Below are 16,130 nucleotides of genomic sequence, written 5' to 3' on the forward strand. Positions count from 1 at the left end.
TGAGACACGAATGGCCGGCCGCTACGGATCTCTCCGAGGTGGAAGCCGCGCAGCCGAAGCTGGTCCAACATTGCCGCGATTGTTGCAGCGCAACTTGATGCAGATCAGATTGCGCGATCGTTGCCTCTGCCCAAGGTTCAGGCAGTCGGCTGGCCCGGAGCGCTCTGGCGACGCCTAGTGGATCGCCGCGTACATGATCCTCTCTTCCGTCGCGTCCAGCGCGGAGAATTCCTCCACGACCTTGCCCTGGCGTGAGACCAGGATGCGGTCGGAGAGCGCCATGATCTCGGGCAAATAGGACGAGATGACCACGACGGCCTTGCCCTCGTCGGCCAGCTGGTTGATCAGCTCGTGGATCTCGACGATGGCGCCGACGTCGACGCCGCGGGTCGGCTCGTCGAAGATGATCAGGTCGGGCTCCTGCACCAGCGATTTGGCGATCACGACCTTCTGCTGATTGCCGCCGGACAGCTCGACCACCTTGCCGTGGTCGCCGATGGCGCGAACCCTGAGCTTCTCGATCCAGGTCTTGCCGATGGTCTCGGTTTCCCGCCGCGACAGCATCATGCGGCCCTTGGGAAACTTCGACAGAAGCCCGAGATAGATGTTGCGCGCGATCGAGGACGTCTCGAAGAAGCCCTCGACCTTGCGATCCTCGGTGACATAGGCGATGCCGGCCTTGACCGCCGGCGCCGGCACCCGGTAGCGCACCGGCTTGTCGTGCAGCAGGATCTCGCCGCCGTGGAAGAAGTCGCGCTTCAGCACGCCGGAGACGATCTTGAACGTCTCGGTGCGGCCGGCCCCGACGAGGCCGAATACGCCGGTGATCTGCCCTGCGAACACCGACAGCGAATTGTTCTTCACCATCGGCGCCATCTTCAAATTCTGCACCGTGAGCACGCGCGGGCCGGCCGGCCGCACGCTGCGCTTGCGTGCGCCGTAGAGCGTGTTCGACAGGTCGCGGCCGACCATGGCCTGTACGATCGCGGCGCGGTCGAATTTGGCGGCGTCGTCGGTCACGACATGCTTGCCGTCGCGCAGGACCGTGATGCGGTCGGCGAGCAGCAGGGCCTCTTCCAGGGCATGTGAGATGAAGACGATCGAGACACCGCGCTTCCTGAGGTCGCGGACGAGGTCGAAGAAGTACTTCTTCTCCTCCGGCGTCAACGACGCGGTCGGCTCGTCGAAGATGATGACCTTGGCGCGGTGCAGAACCGCGCGCGCAATTTCCACCATCTGCTTCTTGGCCGCGCCGAGACCGCTGACCGTGGCGGTCGGCGTGACGTCAAAATTGAGCGATTGCAAAAACTGCTGCGCGGCGATGTAGATTCCGCGCAAGCGGTTATAGAACTTCTCCTGCCCGAGGAATAAATTCTGCGCCACCGTCATGGTCGGCACCAGGCTGTTCTCCTGAAACACCATGGCGATGCCGAGATTGCGTGCCTCCAGCGGCGTCCTCGGTGCGACGTCCGCGCCGTCGACCGTCATGGCGCCCGAGGTCAGCGTCACCACGCCGGCCATGACCTTGGTGAGCGTCGACTTGCCGGCACCGTTCTCGCCGACCAGCGCGTGGATCTCGCCGCGGCGCAGGTCGAAGTCGACCCCGTCGATGGCGGGAACGCCGGCGTAGAGTTTTGTCGCCTTGCGCAGCGAGAGCATGATGTCGCTCATTGGCAAAACTCCTCGGCAAGGCCGGCCAGCGGCAGTCGCAGGACACGGCCAGGTCCCTTGGCGATCAGGACGAGGTCGTCGCCCATCTCGATGGCCGCAACGATTCCGTGATTGACGCCGTCAACCCGGCTGTGCAGCGAATAGAGCGGCTGGCCATCGGGGTTGAGACGGATGACGAGTCCGTAGGATCGCGGCGGCGCCCACGGCTTGATGACGCCCATGGTCTTGATGTGCGCGCCCTGCATCGGCTCCTTGAACGAGAGGCCTGAGCGCAGGCGCGGGGCAACCCAATACGCCGGATCGATCTCCGTCATCATGCGGCGGCGATAGGCCGGCTCACGCAGCACGAACTCGATGAGCTGGGTGCGCGCGGTGAAGGCGGTGAGCCAGTAGCCGCCGCCCGCGGCTCTTGTCAGTCGCGACGGATAGACGGGCAGGTGGGCGAGCACGATCCGGGGCGATGCGCCCGGCGTCACCAGAACGAGGCGGTGGCGCCAGCTCTCGCTGACAAGCACGCCGTTGCCATGCGCGCAGGCGCCGAAGGCATGGCCGAGCCCCTGGGCCAGCGCCGTCACGGATTTGCTGCCGGGATCCAGCCTGAACACGCGGCCGCTCCGGTTCAGCTCCATCAGGTCGCGCGCCCAGTCGTCGACGCCGCATGTCGCCGAGCCGTCCGTCGCAATCAGCGTGTTGTCGCCCGCCGGCGCGAGCGCGTTGACGGCATTGAAGGCGGCGTCGGCAAACGTCACGCTTGGCTGTTCGGCCGAAGGGCTTGCGTAAAGGCGCACCTCGCGTCCCCCGAGCGCCACGGCAAGGCCGCCTTCGGGAAGGACACACAACGCCGAGATCGGCCGATCGAAGGTGCGGATCTCCGAGGGCGAGCCGCCATTCAGGCACATCAGCCGCGGACCGTCCGCAATGAAGAGGTTGCGGCCATCGGTGGCGAGGTCCTCCGGCGCCTCGCACGTCAGCAAGGTGTCGGCGGCTTCCAGCTTCTGGTTGGGCTTCAAGGCACCGTCGAAGGACGGCACCGTGATGGTGGCTTCGCCGCGCCCGAGAAAGCGGTTGGCGAATTCCCTGACGGCTGCGATCACGACAGCTTCCCCCACCGCTTGTCATACTGGACGAAGTCGGGATCGGCGTTGTCGAGCTTGTAGCGGCCGATCCGGTTGTTGGCGATGCCGCCGAGATAGAGGTAGCCGCGATGCTCGCGCATCGAGGTGATCATCGGATGGTTTTCGCCGCGCAGGTCCCAGAACGATTCGAGGATCTTGCCCTGCTCGTTGAACTTGACAACGCAGCCTGTGTTGATGTTCGGGAACAGCCACTCGTCGACCGGCACACGCTTGGCCATGCGGCGCCGGAAGCCGGGCATCTTCCAGGCGAGGTCGAGCGAAGGGCTGCGCATGCCGACCAGCGCCAGCCAGTAATTGCCGTCGGAGGCGAGGTTGATGTTGTCGGGGTAGCCGGGGAGGTTGTCCATCACCACCTCGACCGCGCCCTTCTTCGGTCCTGCGAACCAATAGCGCTTGATCGAGCAGCCAAAGGTCTCGGCGAACAGGATCGACTGGCCGTCGCTGGCCACGCAGATGCCGTTGGGAAATTTGAGGCCGCGCAATTCCGTCCGTGTCGCGCCGGTCCTGGTGTCGTAACAGATGATGCGGCCGTTGCCCCGCGCCTCGAGGCCATCGATCGGCCACTCGTCCATCTCGTAGCGCACGGTCGCCTCGGAGAAGAAAATGAGGCCGTCGTCGGTGATGTCGAGGTCGTCGGCGAGCCGAAGGCGGCTGTCGTCGTTGACCGAACGCATGCTGCGGTTGGTCTCGTCGGTCGCCTTTTCCACGGTGCCATCGGGCTTGATGCGATAGAGCCCCATGCCGCCGATGCAGATGTAGAGATTGTCCTCGCGATCGAAGGCCATGCCGAGCGGCTGGCCGCCGATATGGGCGAATACTTCCATCTTCTGATAGTCGGGCGCGAGGAAGCGGATGATGTCGCCGTGGCGCGAGCCCGCATAGAGGTTGTCGTGGCGATCGAGGATGACGTCCTCCGGCGCCTCGATGCGGCCAAGGCCGATCAATTCGACATCGCGCAGCTTGTCGTTCTGCTCGAACGGGCCGCCCTGCCCGATCTCGGTCGGGGGAGGCGGCGGCAGCGCGTGGTAGGTCGGGGCGACGTAGACCTTGCTGATGATGCGCGTCCGATTCTTCTGCCAGCGGATGTCGACCATCGCGGCGACGAGCAGGATGCCGGCGAGCGCCATCCGGTTGACGCCGCCGCGCGCGTTCATGGTCGTGAGACCATTGGTGATCAGGAGCACGATCAGGACCCCGACCGCGGATTTGGCGACCGAACCCTTGCCGCCGCCGAGCGTGATGCCGCCCAGCACCGTCGCGGTCAGCACGATCACCTCGAGGCCGACGCCGATGTCGCCGCCGACGGTGCCGAGCCGGGAGGCGAAGAACAGCGCGCCGATGCTGGTCAGCACGCCGCTTGCGACGTAGCAGAGCGCGATCGTGCGACGGACGGGAATGCCGGAATTGTACGCCGAGCGGCGCGAGCCGCCGATCGCGGTGATGTGCCAGCCGGGCCGCAGCCGCGTCATGAAGATATGGCCGAAGATGGCGATGACGATATAGACCAGCGCTACGGTCGGGATGCCGAAGATGCTGCCGCCGCCGATGAAGTCCCAGGACGGGATGTCGGGGAAGGCCGACGCGATGGCGTTGGAGTAGCGCTGGATCAGGAGGTCGTAGGCCGAGCGGTAGATGATCAGGGTGATCAGCGTGGTGATGAAGGCGCGCAGCCGCAGATAACCGATCAGGACGCCGTTGACGGCGCCGAGCAGCGCACCGCAGAGCAGCGTGGCGGCCACCACCGCCGGGACCGGCCAGCCCAGCACGTCGAGCAGATAGAGCGCGCAGAAATCCGTCAGTGCGAAGATCGAACCGACGGACAGATCGATGCCGCCGACGATGACGACCAGCGCCAGCCCGAGCGCGATGAAGCCGATCTCTCCGGCCTGGCGCGCGGTGTCGGCAAGGCTCGCCGGCGACAGGAAATTGTCGATGGACCGGCTGAGCGCGAGGCCGACGATCAGCAGCAGGATGACCGGGATGGCCGTCTCGGTCCATCGCTTGGACAGGATTTCGCCGAGCAGATGATCGGGCCAGTAGCGGTAACGCAGGCTTGTCAGGGTGTCGCGCATCGGCATTCCAGCGGGGCATGGAAAATGTTGGGAGCGAGGTCCCCGAGACCGCAATGGCCCAGGGAACCTCGAGCGTCAGCGTCGAACTATTTCTTGAGATCGCTGAGATTCCAGCAGGCGGTCTGGCTGTCGGCGTTCTCCTTGGTGATCGGAATCAGCGTGGTGTATTCCGAGCCCTTGACGGAGCCGGGCTTGACGCCCGACGAGAGCAGCCATTTGATCGTGCCTGCCATCTGTGCCGCCTGGGTCGGCACGTCGTAGCTCATGTTGAGATCGAACGCGCCCGACTTCACCAGTTCGCACGCGCCCTTGCGTTCGCCGCCGCCCGAGGTGGCCAGGAATACCTTGCCGGTGAGCCCGGCTTCCTTCACGGCCGCCGCCGTGCCGATATCCATGCCGTCCCAGAAGCCGACGATGCCGCAGAGATCGGGGTTCTGCTTCAGCACCGTTTGCGTGATCGCCTTGGCCTTGGCGGCGTCCCAATCGGCGGCCTGGCTCGACACCACCTTGATCTCGGGATGCTTGGCGAGCACGTTCTCGACGCCTTTGAGCGTATAGGCGCTGGCGGCCGCCGACAGCGCGCCCTGGATGATCGCGATCTTGTTCGATTTGCCCTCGCAGGCCTTGACCACGCCTTCGGTCTGGCGTTCGCCGATCTCGACCCAGTTGGCACCGACGAAGGCGGAGCTCCGATAGGCAGAGCCCATGTTGATCTGGATGACGTAGATGCCTTCGTTCTCGGCGCGCTGGAGCAATTTGGCATAGGTCTGCACGTCCGGATTATGCACCACCATCACCGCCGGCTTCTCCGAGATCAGCGAGGTGACGGCCTGCGCGCCGGCATTGGTGTTCCAGTTGGCGTCGCGGATCACGAACTTGACGCCGAGCGGCTCGAGCTCCTTCTTCAGGCCGGCATACCAGCCCTCGGTGAGGTCGAAGTTCATCGCGACCGGAACATAGGCCACGGTCTTGCCGGCCAGCGCTTCCTTGAACGGCTTCTGGAACGGCTCGTCCAGGCCCTGCTGGGCCAAAGCCGGTGCGGTCATGGCCGCAAGGCCCAGTGCTGCAACGATGGCCTTTGTCGGGCTGCCGAGATGCTTCATTGCTTCCTCCTTGGTTGTGGTTGTCGTTATCTCGTTGGGTCGGTCAGATGTCGCCCTGCTGCGCCGTCTCCTCGTTGCGCGGATTGAGGAAGGAATCGGTGATGACGGCGAGCAGCAGAACCACGCCCTTGATGAGATTCTGCCCGGCGTAGGAGATGTCCATGATGGTCATGCCGTTGAGCATCGTGCCGATCAGGAGCGTGCCGATCACGACGTTCAGGACGCCGCCGCGGCCGCCCGATAGCCCGATGCCGCCGAGCACGACGACCAGAATGACGTCGTAGATGAGCGTGGAGTTGAAGATGCGGGTCGGCATCGAGTTGACGGATGCAGCCAACACGAGGCCGGCGAAGCAGCCGATCAGGGCGGCGATCACATATTGCAGGACGATGATCGGGCGGGAGGGAATGCCGGTGACGCGCGCGGCGAAAGGGTTGTCGCCGATCGCATAGATATAGGCGCCCCAGCGCGTCTGGCGCAGCAGGAAAGCCACCACGATGCAGGCGATCGCGAACATGATGATCGACGTCGGGATGCCGAGGATCGTGCCCTGTCCGAGCCGCTCGAAGCCGTCCATGCCGGGGCTCCACTGCACGACGTCGAGCTGGAACAATGCGGCCTGCCCGAGACCGGCGAGGAGCAAGCCGGTCGCGAGCGTCGCGAACAACGAGGGAACCTCGGCGTAGGCGATCAGCCAGCCATTGACGAGTCCGAAGGCAATCGTCAGCAGCACGGCGGTCAGGAGCGAGGCCGGCAGCGAGTGGCCGTTCTGCACCATCTGCAAGACCAGCCCCGGCGGCACGGCGAGCGCGGCGATCAGCGAGATGTCGATGCCGCGTCCGATCACGACGATCGCCATGGCAAGGCCGAGGATGCCGAGCACGGAGACGTTCTGGAGCAGCGTCAGCATGTTCTCCGGGGTGAGAAAGCCGCGCAGGAAGATCGAGAATACCAGGAACAGCAGCGCGAAGACGGCGAAGACGATCTCTTGCTGATTGAACCGGAAACGCTTCATCGCCTGGCCCTTCCTGCGGACTATGGGTGCGCCATCTGCTTTGGCCGCGAGCGTGCCCTGGCGGACGAGCGTCCGTTGGCGCGGGTGCCACTCGACAAGGCGGCGCTCACGAAGTTGCCGACGCCATCGATGTATCCGTCGATCGACGTGCCGCGTTTGCGGTACTTGGCGCGCTTGACGTACCAGTCCTGCAGCAGCGGCTTGATCAGCGACGCCGTGAGCCTGACATGGTCGATCGTGAAGGCGCCACTGGCGACGCCCTGCCTGAGGACGTCGGCGATGATCTTCTCGGTCATGGCTTCCATGTCGATCGCGCGCTGACGTTCCGCCGGCGGAAAGGACTTCGCCTCCATGAAGGCGAAGACGAACCAGGGCTGCATCGCCTCGCTCATGCGGATATGGGTCGCGATGATCCAGTCGAGGTGCCTGTGGGCGTCATTCCTGACGTCGTCGGGAGGCGCCGTCAGAACCTCGGTCGCCGTTGCCGCGACCTCGCCGAGGATCATCGACAGGAGCCTGGGCTTGCTGTCGATATACGTATAGAGGCCGCCCATGCTGAGGCCGGAGGCCTCCGCGAGCTGGCGGAGCGTGGTGGCGTGAAAGCCCTGCTTGTTGGAGAGGGTGAGGGTTGCGCCGATGATACGCGCGAGATTTGCGACGGCAAGACGTGGCTTCTGGACGCGGATTGAGTCGCGGTGACGTTCCAGAATGCGCGTGCACAGCGCTTCCGTCGAGAACGCGTTCGTCCAAGGTCGTCGGCGCGCGAGATTCACGCTGCCTCCCCAAATTTCTTCCCGGGTCTTTTGGCGTTGTTGTTGATCCAGGCGTGGGCTTTACACCCTTGTCGTCATTCCTAGCGCAGAGAGTGGCCGTCGGGAAAGGGGGCGGACCAGAATTTTCTGAGAGAGCGCTCGCTCGTTTTTTCCGTGCAATGCAATGTCGTGGGCCCGCCCCGCGACGGAAGGCAGGTCCCCGATGCGCGCAAAGCGCTACTTCAGCAGCGGGCAGCCGCCGTCCTTCAGCGGCCGGAAGGCCTGATCGGCCGGGACTTCGGCGAGCAGCTTGTAATAGTCCCACGGACCCCTGGATTCCTCGGGCTTCTTCACCTGGAACAGGTACATGCTGTGGACCATGCGGCCGTCCTCGCGCAAGCTGCCGTTGTCGGTGAAGGCATCCCTCACCGGCAGCTCGCGCATCTTGGCCATCACGGTCTTGGTGTCCCTGGTGCCGGCGGCCTGCACGGCCTTGAGGTAATGCAGCGTCGCGCTGTAGGTCGCGGCCTGGTTCATCGTCGGCATCCGCTTGACGCGCTCCAGGAAGCGCTTGCCGAAGGCACGGGTCTTGTCGTTGAGGTCCCAGTAATAGGCCTCGGTGATGATCAGCCCCTGCGCGAGCTTCAGCCCCAGGCTGTGCACGTCGGAGATGAACATCACGATCGCCGCCAGGTTCTGGCCGCCGGCGACGATGCCGAACTCGCCGGCCTGCTTGATCGCGTTGATGGTGTCGCCGCCGCCATTGGCAAGCCCGATGATCTTGGCCTTGGAGGCCTGGGCCTGGAGCAGGAAGGACGAGAAGTCGGCGGTGTTGAGCGGATGCTTGACGCTGCCGAGCACCTTGCCGCCGGCGGCCTTCACCACGTCGCCGGTGTCGCGCTCGACCGAATGGCCGAACACGTAGTCGGCGGTGAGGAAGAACCAGGTGTCGCCGCCGTTCTTGACGATGGCGCTGCCGACGGTGTGGGCGTTGGCATAGGTGTCGTAGGTCCAGTGCGCGGTGTAGGGCGAGCAGGATTTTCCGGTGATGTCGGAGCTCGCCGCATCCGTCACGATCATGATCTTCTCGTACTGCTTCGACAGCTCCATCACGGCGAGCGCGGTGGCCGAGGTCGGCAGGTCGATGATCATGTCGACGCCCTCGGTCTCCCACCATTTGCGGGCGATGGTGGAGGCGACGTCGGGCTTGTTGAGCACGTCGGCCGAGACCATGTCGATCGGCTTGCCGAACATCTGCCCGCCAAAATCCTCGATGGCCATCCTGGTGGCCTCGACGTTCCCCATACCGCCGATGTCGGAATAGACCGAGGAGAAGTCGGAGAGCACGCCGATCTTGAGCGGGGTCTGCTGGGCGGGCGACGGATTGATGAAAAGCGCAGACAACAGCCCGGCCGCAAGGGCGGCGCGTGCGATCCGATACATGACATTTCCCCCGATCTTTGTAGTTGGCGCGCCAGATTAGATTGCCCCGGCGAAGGGGCAATTCTTGCGTCATGACGCCGGCGCGCAGGCAATTTGACGCAGTCGACAGCGCCGACTACGCTTCGCGCAAATTGCAAATCTTGGGGAATAGAAATGTCCAGCGACACCGCAGCCACCATCTCGAAAGCGCGCGAGCATTCCATCGGCGATCTCCTGCGCCGTTCGGCGGGCCGCGATCCGGGTAAGCTCGCGATAAGCTGCGGCGGCGTGAGCTGGACGTTCGCCGAGATGGACGCGATCTGCAACCGGTTCGGCCGCGGCCTGCTCGGCCTCGGCGTCAAAAAGGGCGATCGTCTCGCCGTGCTCTCGCGCAACTCCCATGCCTTTGCCGCGCTCCGCTTCGCAGTGGCGCGGATCGGCGCGGTGCTGGTGCCGATCAACTTCATGCTCAATCCGGATGAGATCAATTTCATCCTGAAGAGCTCCGGCGCAAAGCTGCTTGCGACCGGGCCTGATTTCGTCGAGCCCGCGCGAGCGGCCTCGGCCAAGGACTGTGCGGTCGAGAAGATGATCTGGCTCCCGGGCGAGGATCCCGCCACCGCGCCCGCCGGCCTCACCACCTTCGACGATCTGCTTCATGCCGACGGCTCGTTCCTGGAGGCGTCCGTCGACAGCCGCGACCTCGCGCAGATCGTCTACACCAGCGGTACGGAGTCGCTGCCCAAAGGGGCGATGCTGACCCATGAAGCCGTGATGTGGCAGTATGTCAGCTGCATCATCGACGGCGGCATGAGTGTGGACGATAAATTCCTGCACGCGCTGCCGCTCTATCATTGCGCCCAGCTCGACGTGTTCCTTGGCCCGCAAGTCTATCTCGGCGCCTCCGGCGTGATCACGAGAAAGCCTACTGCCGACAACATCCTGGCGCTGATCCAGGCGCACAGGATCACGTCGTTTTTCGCGCCGCCAACGATCTGGATCGCGATGCTGCGCTCACCCAATTTCGACAAGACCGACCTGTCGACCTTGCAGAAGGGCTATTACGGCGCCTCGATCATGCCGGTGGAAGTCTTGCTCGAGCTTCAGCGCCGTCTGCCCGCCGTTAAATTCTGGAACTTCTACGGCCAGACCGAGATCGCGCCGCTCGCGACCGTGCTGCGGCCCGAGGACCAGCTGCGCAAGGCCGGCTCGGCCGGCAAGCCGGTGCTGAACGTCGAGACGCGCGTGGTCAATACGGCGATGGAGGACGTCAAGGTCGGCGAGGTCGGCGAGATCGTGCACCGCTCGCCGCACCTGTTGTCCGGCTATTACAACGATCCCGTCAAGACGGCGGCCGCGTTCTCCGGCGGCTGGTTTCACTCCGGCGATCTCGCTACCGTCGATGGCGAGGGTCACATCACCGTGGTCGACCGCGTCAAGGACATGATCAAGACCGGCGGCGAGAACGTCGCGAGCCGCGAGGTCGAGGAGATGGTGTATCGTATCCCGGCGGTGTCGGAGGTTGCCGTCGTCGGGCTGCCCGATCCGCGCTGGATCGAGGCGGTCACCGCGATCGTCGTGGTCAAGAGCGGCGAGACGCTCGACGAAGAATCCGTCATCAAGCACTGCGCCGGCCAGATGGCGCATTTCAAGGTGCCCAAGCGGGTCATCTTCGTCGATAGCCTGCCGAAGAATCCGAGCGGCAAGCTGCTCAAGCGCGAGCTGCGCCAGCGCTTCGTCGGCGGCGAGACGCTCGACAAGGCGATCCAGAAGAATTTCGGGACGTGAGGCGTCGTTCGCCTTTCCCGCTTGCAGCGCTCTTGCCGTCGACGCGCGCCTGTCCATATTTGAAGCGTCACATCCTGGATCACGAGCCATGTCCCTCTGGACCTGCGAAACCTGCGGCGCGCAATTCCCGGCCAGCGAAAGACCTCCTGCGTCCTGTCCGATCTGCGAGGACGAACGGCAATTCGTGAACTGGAAAGGGCAGACCTTCCTCACCCGCGAGGCGTTGGCGGAAAGCCATCGCATGATCTGTCGCGACGATCTCGGCCTGACCGGTCTTGCACTCGAGCCGAGCTTCGCCATCGGCCAGCGCGCCTTGCTCGTGCCGCTCGCAGACGGCTGCGTGATGTGGGACTGCGTGCCGTTGGCAACGCCGGAGGCGATCGCGCAGGTCCGCTCGCTCGGCGGACTGCAGGCAATCGCGATCTCACATCCGCATTATTATGGCGCGCTCGCCGACTGGAGCGAGGCTTTCGGCGGCATCCCGGTCTTTCTGCACGCGGATGACCGCCAATGGGTGACGCGGCCGCATGCCTCGATCGTGCACTGGACCGGCGACAGCCATCGCATCTCCGACGACGTGGTGCTGCTGCGCAGCGGCGGCCATTTCGCCGGCGCCACCATGCTGCACTGGCGGCAGGGCGCGGACGGCAGGGGCGCGCTGCTCACCGGCGACATCGCGCAGGTGACGATGGACCGCCGCTTCGTCAGCTTCATGTATTCCTATCCGAACTACATGCCGCTCAATGCCACCGCGGTGCGGCGGATCGCCGGCGTTGTCGAGCCGTTCGCCTTCGACCGCATTTATGGCGCCTGGTGGGGGCGCAACATCGCCGCGGGGGCCAAGGCCGCATTCGCGGCGTCGGTCGCGCGCTATCTGGCGGCCATCGCTTGAGCCGGCGAACCGGACAGATACATCTTGCCACCTGCTAATATATGTACTATTCGTACAGTTATTAAGCGTGACGCAATGATGCGTGAGCGGCCCGGCATGATCGATGCATCGCCATTTCAGCGGCGCGTTCTGCGACCGCGTGAGCGGAGTTGAACGCATGACGGCGCAGCGCGACTATGAGACCTTCGAGGCCGGCGACGTCACGCTCCAGTCCGGGGCCATCTTCCCCTCGATGACGCTCGCCTACAAGACGTACGGCACGCTGAGCCCGGCCAAAGACAACGTCATCCTCTACCCGACCTCGTTCAGCGCGCAGCATTACGACACCGAATGGCTGATCGGGTCCGGCGGCGTGCTCGATCCCGAACGCTACTTCATCATCATCCCGAATCTGTTCGGCAACGGCCTGTCGTCCTCGCCCTCGAACACGGCTGGCCCGTTCCCCGAGCCGACCTACCACGACGCCATCGCGGTCCAGCATCGCCTTCTCACCGGGCGCTTCGGCATCTCGAAGCTCGCGCTGGTCTATGGCTGGTCGATGGGCGGCATGCAGGCCTATCACTGGGCGGCATCTCATCCCGATATGGTCGAGCGCGCCGCGGTGGTCTGCGGCAGTGCGCGCTGCGCGCCCTATAATCATGTTTTCCTCGAAAGCGTGAAGGCCGCGCTGACCGGCGATCCCGCCTTCCGTAACGGCCGTTTCGTCGAGAAGCCCACCGTCGGCTACCGCGCCATGGGGCGCGTCTATGCCGGCTGGGCGATGTCGCACGGCTTCTATCGCGACGAGCTCTGGCGCGAGGCCGGTTTCAGCTCGCTTGAGGACTATCTCGTCCGTGGCTGGGACGCGACGTTCGCGCGGCGCGATGCCAACGACCTGCTGGCGCAGATTGGCATCTGGCAGAGCGGCGATATCAGCCGCTGCGCCGCATTCGGCGGCGATCTCGATCGGGCGCTCGCCGCGATCAAGGCGCACATGCTGCTGATGCCGGGCGCCACCGACCGCTATTTCGACGTCCGCGACAACGAGGACGAACTCGGTCGGCTGGTCAACGCAAAATCGGCGGTGCTGCATCCGATCCCGTCGCTGCACGGCCATCGCGCCGGAAATCCCGTCAACAATCCACCCGACCAGGCCTTCATCAGGGCCGAGATCGCACAGCTCCTCAGCAAGTAAGACAGGCATCCGATCATGACTGACGCAACCGTTTCAGAGCCGGGCCACCGCCTGAAGCCGCTCACGCCGGCGATGCTGCGTGAATTGTCGGTGCGCTCCGATCTCAGGGGGACCGCGAAAAGCCTCAGCCATTACGGCCTGGTCGTGCTGGTCGGCGCGCTGGTCTGGAAGGTCTCTTCGGCCTGGGGCGTGTTATGGGCCCTGCCGCTGATGGCGGTGCAGGGCTATTTCGTCGCCTTCCTGTTCATGGCGTTGCACGAGACCGCGCACAAGACCGCGTTCAGGAGCCGTGGCCTCAACCTTGCGGTCGGCTATCCTTCGGGCTTCATCATCGGACAACCTTACGAATATTACTGCCTGTTTCACTGGGACCATCACCGCTACACCCAGGATCCTGAGAAGGACCCGGAGCTGATCGTCGGCGTGAAGCCGAAATCCGATACGCAGCTGGCGCTCGCTTATAGCGGCCTGCTCCAGGTCGCCGGCCGCCTCTGGCTGATGCTCGGCCACGCCGTGACCGGCAAGGTCACGGTGCCCTGGATTCCCGAAAACAAGCGCGCCATCATCGTGCGCGAGGCGCGCGCCTATGCTGCGCTCTATGCGCTGCTGCTCGCGCTCTCGCTGTGGTTCTCCTCGGCGCTGCTGCTCTGGGTCTGGATCGTGCCGCTTGTCATCGGGCAGTTCTTCCTGCGGCCCTATCTCTATGCCGAGCACACCGGCTGCGACCGCACCCGCAGCGCCTTCCAGAACACGCGCACCACCTACACCGGCGCGCTCGTCAAATGGTTCGCGTGGAACATGCCTTACCACGTCGAGCATCACGCCTATCCCTCCATACCCTTCCACGCGCTGCCGAAGCTGAACGAGATCGTCGACGGCGAGATCGTCCATCGCGGCCGCGGCTATATCGCGACGACGCGCGAGACCTGGGCCTGGTTTCGCCGGCACCGGCAGGCCGGCTAGGCAAATGCAAAACCCCGATCGCGGAGCGATCGGGGCTTTGTCGACGGCGCGAGATATCAGTAGATTCCGTAGGCGCAGACATTCACGACGCGGACGCGCAGTCCGTGGCGGGTCTGGACGACGCGCTCCTGGTAGCAGTTGTTGACGCCGGTGTTGACGTAGATTCCGCCAAAGCCCCAGCCGGGACCCCAGTGATGGTGGAAGCCGTGGGCCGAAGCGGCGGTGGGGGCGAGAGCGGCAACGCCGAGCGAGCCGGCAGCGATCAGACCGAGTGCAAGCTTACGAAACATCTTCATTCTCCAGTTGGCGCGAGGCCGTTGTTGTGTCCCTGCATCTCGGTCGGGTCGAAACGCGAATGCGTTCACGGGGCGAGGGGAGAATCGTGTTTCAGGATTGTTTCGTCGACTGCGGCGAGGCGCGCCGCCGTCATGCTTTCCGCGCCGCGCGATAGCGCGCGGCCATGGCCTGCGTCAGCTCGGCCATCTTCTCGCGGAGATCGGCAGGCTCCAGCACCTCGGCCTCGGGACCGAGCCGCAGCAATTCGGCCGCGGCGTGCCATGACGTCTTGCCGGTCGGCACTCTGGCGATGCGCCAGCCGTCCGCGTCGGCAGCGTCCTCGATCTGCGTGCGCGCCCGGACGTAAGGCTGGCTCAGCGCGTCGAGCAGTTTCACGCCGAACGGCGACAGCCGCACGATCGCGACATTCGGATGCATCTCGGCCTCGAGGCGCAGCGTGGCGGCCTGCCAATAGGCGGCGAGATCGAAATCGGCGGGACGATCGAAGCGCTCGTCGAGCGCCGTGCAATCGAGCACGCGCGCGACACGATAGGTGCGCACGCTGCCGTCGACCTGCCCTGCGAGATACCAGCCGCCGCCCTTCAGCACGAGCCCGAGCGGCGCCACGCGGCGCTGCTTTTCGGCGCGCCAGCTCTGGTAGCGGATCTTGATCAGCGTCCCGCGCAGGGCCGCACCGGCAATCGTGCGCAGGTGCTTTGGTTCTTCCGCCTCGCCGAACCAGCCGGGAGCGTCCAGGTGAAAACGCTCCTGCATCCGCCCGGCGTCCGCGCGCAGGTTGGCGGGCAGTGCCGCCATCAGCTTGTTCTGCGCGGCGATCATTGCCGCATCCAGCCCGAGTGCTGCCGCCGGCCCCGGCAAACCGGTCAGGAACAGCGCTTCCGCCTCGTTCTGCGACAGGCCGTTCAGCCGCACGCGATAGCCGTCGAGCAGGCGGTAGCCGCCCTCCGCGCCGCGGTCGGCATAAACAGGGACGCCCGATGCCGCGAGCGCGTCGATGTCGCGATAGATCGTGCGCACCGACACCTCGCAGGCTTGCGCGAGCTCGGGCGCGGTGACTTGCCCCCTGGCCTGGAGGGTGGTGAGGATCGACAGCATCCGGCTCGCGCGCATGACCCCTTAAACCATACCTGACACAGGATGTCAGGTATGGTCCGCTACAAGGTGCGCATCGCCAGACGGCGCCCGAGGAGACCTGCCATGACCGATCCGAACCGCATCACGCTGTATTACTCGCCGCAAAGCCGCGCCACCGGCACGCGGGTGCTGCTGGAGGAGTTGGGGGCGCCCTACGATCTCCATGTCCTCAACATGAAGGCCGGCGAGCAGCGGCAGGGCGCCTATCTCGCGATCAACCCGCTCGGCAAGGTGCCGGCGATCCGCCACGGCGATGCGCTGGTGACCGAGCAGGTCGCCATCACCATTTATCTCGGCGACCTGTTTCCGCAGGCGGGATTGACGCCCGCGCTGGACGATCCGCTGCGCGGCCCCTATCTGCGCTGGATCGCCTATTACGGCGCATCGTTCGAGCCGGCTTTAATCGACAAGTTCATGCAGCGCGAGCCGGCACCGATCACGCAGTCGCCCTATGCCGATTACGACACCATGCTGGGTGCGCTCGAGGCGCAATTGTCGAAGGGGCCGTATCTGCTCGGCGAGCGCATGACAGCAGCAGACGTGCTATGGGGCGTCGCGTTCAGCTGGACGATGATGTTCGGCATCGTGCCGAAAAAGGACGTCTTCGTCCGCTATGCCGAGCGGATGACGTCACGGCCCGCGTTCCAGCGGATCAATGCGGCGGATGACGAGATGGCGGCGCAGCATGCTGCGGCTGCTGTCGGTTGAATG

14 protein-coding genes are annotated in these 16,130 nt (G+C 64.9%); 5 read left to right on the plus strand and 9 right to left on the minus strand.

The annotated features are described in order from the left end of the window. Positions 1-174: 174 nt before the first annotated feature. From AB5K84_RS06260 to AB5K84_RS06290, 7 genes are all read right to left on the minus strand, one after another. Entirely contained in the window at positions 175-1,671 is a 1,497-nt protein-coding gene (locus AB5K84_RS06260) for a sugar ABC transporter ATP-binding protein (RefSeq protein ID WP_011090595.1), read from the minus strand. Further along, positions 1,668-2,765, minus strand: coding sequence for a hypothetical protein (locus tag AB5K84_RS06265; RefSeq protein WP_038966137.1), 1,098 nt, complete (start codon positions 2,763-2,765; stop codon positions 1,668-1,670). The genes AB5K84_RS06260 and AB5K84_RS06265 overlap by 4 nt, the downstream gene beginning before the upstream one ends. Continuing rightward, entirely contained in the window at positions 2,762-4,885 is a 2,124-nt protein-coding gene (locus tag AB5K84_RS06270) for an ABC transporter permease (RefSeq protein WP_011090593.1), read from the minus strand. The genes AB5K84_RS06265 and AB5K84_RS06270 overlap by 4 nt, the downstream gene beginning before the upstream one ends. An 80-nt stretch (positions 4,886-4,965) precedes the next feature. After that, the gene (locus AB5K84_RS06275) at positions 4,966-5,982 is read right to left on the minus strand and encodes a sugar ABC transporter substrate-binding protein (protein WP_011090592.1); all 1,017 of its coding nucleotides are present in this window, start codon (positions 5,980-5,982) and stop codon (positions 4,966-4,968) included. A 43-nt stretch (positions 5,983-6,025) separates the two neighbouring features. Beyond that, a complete protein-coding gene (locus AB5K84_RS06280) occupies positions 6,026-6,997 on the minus strand; it encodes an ABC transporter permease (RefSeq protein ID WP_011090591.1) in 972 nt (323 codons plus the stop codon). A gap of 20 nt (positions 6,998-7,017) precedes the next feature. Continuing rightward, positions 7,018-7,770 (minus strand): TetR/AcrR family transcriptional regulator, encoded by a 753-nt coding sequence (locus AB5K84_RS06285; protein WP_011090590.1) that lies wholly within the window; start codon positions 7,768-7,770, stop codon positions 7,018-7,020. 216 nt (positions 7,771-7,986) lie between these two features. Continuing rightward, entirely contained in the window at positions 7,987-9,192 is a 1,206-nt protein-coding gene (locus AB5K84_RS06290) for an ABC transporter substrate-binding protein (RefSeq protein ID WP_011090589.1), read from the minus strand. A gap of 153 nt (positions 9,193-9,345) precedes the next feature. On the opposite strand from AB5K84_RS06290, the gene AB5K84_RS06295 reads away from it, so the two are divergent. From AB5K84_RS06295 to AB5K84_RS06310, 4 genes are all read left to right on the plus strand, one after another. After that, positions 9,346-10,959 carry an acyl-CoA synthetase gene (locus tag AB5K84_RS06295; protein WP_011090588.1) on the plus strand — a complete coding sequence of 538 codons (1,614 nt, stop codon included), beginning with the start codon at positions 9,346-9,348 and terminating at the stop codon, positions 10,957-10,959. 88 nt (positions 10,960-11,047) lie between these two features. Then, complete coding sequence (locus AB5K84_RS06300; protein WP_011090587.1) at positions 11,048-11,851, plus strand: hypothetical protein; 804 nt, start codon at positions 11,048-11,050, stop codon at positions 11,849-11,851. A gap of 157 nt (positions 11,852-12,008) precedes the next feature. Then, a complete protein-coding gene (locus AB5K84_RS06305; RefSeq protein WP_028173775.1) occupies positions 12,009-13,025 on the plus strand; it encodes an alpha/beta fold hydrolase in 1,017 nt (338 codons plus the stop codon). Positions 13,026-13,040: 15 nt separating this feature from the next. Then, positions 13,041-13,988 carry a fatty acid desaturase gene (locus tag AB5K84_RS06310; protein WP_011090585.1) on the plus strand — a complete coding sequence of 316 codons (948 nt, stop codon included), beginning with the start codon at positions 13,041-13,043 and terminating at the stop codon, positions 13,986-13,988. A gap of 56 nt (positions 13,989-14,044) precedes the next feature. Here the strand turns inward: AB5K84_RS06310 and AB5K84_RS06315 are convergent, their stop codons facing one another. Both AB5K84_RS06315 and AB5K84_RS06320 read right to left on the minus strand, forming a co-directional pair. Beyond that, positions 14,045-14,278, minus strand: coding sequence for a hypothetical protein (locus tag AB5K84_RS06315; protein WP_027543365.1), 234 nt, complete (start codon positions 14,276-14,278; stop codon positions 14,045-14,047). 136 nt (positions 14,279-14,414) lie between these two features. Beyond that, complete coding sequence (locus AB5K84_RS06320; RefSeq protein WP_011090584.1) at positions 14,415-15,395, minus strand: helix-turn-helix transcriptional regulator; 981 nt, start codon at positions 15,393-15,395, stop codon at positions 14,415-14,417. An 87-nt stretch (positions 15,396-15,482) separates the two neighbouring features. Between AB5K84_RS06320 and AB5K84_RS06325 the strand changes: the two genes are divergently transcribed. Then, positions 15,483-16,127, plus strand: coding sequence for a glutathione S-transferase family protein (locus AB5K84_RS06325; RefSeq protein ID WP_011090583.1), 645 nt, complete (start codon positions 15,483-15,485; stop codon positions 16,125-16,127). Positions 16,128-16,130 lie beyond the last annotated feature (3 nt).

This window comes from Bradyrhizobium sp. 1200_D9_N1_1, assembly GCF_052075915.1.
GTDB lineage: Bacteria > Pseudomonadota > Alphaproteobacteria > Rhizobiales > Xanthobacteraceae > Bradyrhizobium > Bradyrhizobium diazoefficiens.

Coding starts and splice junctions, on each gene's coding strand:
- AB5K84_RS06260 (WP_011090595.1), bottom strand. CDS start 1,671: ATGAGCGACATCATGCTCTCGCTGCGCAAGGCGACAAAACTCTACGCC.
- AB5K84_RS06270 (WP_011090593.1), bottom strand. CDS start 4,885: ATGCCGATGCGCGACACCCTGACAAGCCTGCGTTACCGCTACTGGCCC.
- AB5K84_RS06275 (WP_011090592.1), bottom strand. CDS start 5,982: ATGAAGCATCTCGGCAGCCCGACAAAGGCCATCGTTGCAGCACTGGGC.
- AB5K84_RS06280 (WP_011090591.1), bottom strand. CDS start 6,997: ATGAAGCGTTTCCGGTTCAATCAGCAAGAGATCGTCTTCGCCGTCTTC.
- AB5K84_RS06290 (WP_011090589.1), bottom strand. CDS start 9,192: ATGTATCGGATCGCACGCGCCGCCCTTGCGGCCGGGCTGTTGTCTGCG.
- AB5K84_RS06295 (WP_011090588.1), top strand. CDS start 9,346: ATGTCCAGCGACACCGCAGCCACCATCTCGAAAGCGCGCGAGCATTCC.
- AB5K84_RS06300 (WP_011090587.1), top strand. CDS start 11,048: ATGTCCCTCTGGACCTGCGAAACCTGCGGCGCGCAATTCCCGGCCAGC.
- AB5K84_RS06305 (WP_028173775.1), top strand. CDS start 12,009: ATGACGGCGCAGCGCGACTATGAGACCTTCGAGGCCGGCGACGTCACG.
- AB5K84_RS06310 (WP_011090585.1), top strand. CDS start 13,041: ATGACTGACGCAACCGTTTCAGAGCCGGGCCACCGCCTGAAGCCGCTC.
- AB5K84_RS06315 (WP_027543365.1), bottom strand. CDS start 14,278: ATGTTTCGTAAGCTTGCACTCGGTCTGATCGCTGCCGGCTCGCTCGGC.
- AB5K84_RS06320 (WP_011090584.1), bottom strand. CDS start 15,395: ATGCGCGCGAGCCGGATGCTGTCGATCCTCACCACCCTCCAGGCCAGG.
- AB5K84_RS06325 (WP_011090583.1), top strand. CDS start 15,483: ATGACCGATCCGAACCGCATCACGCTGTATTACTCGCCGCAAAGCCGC.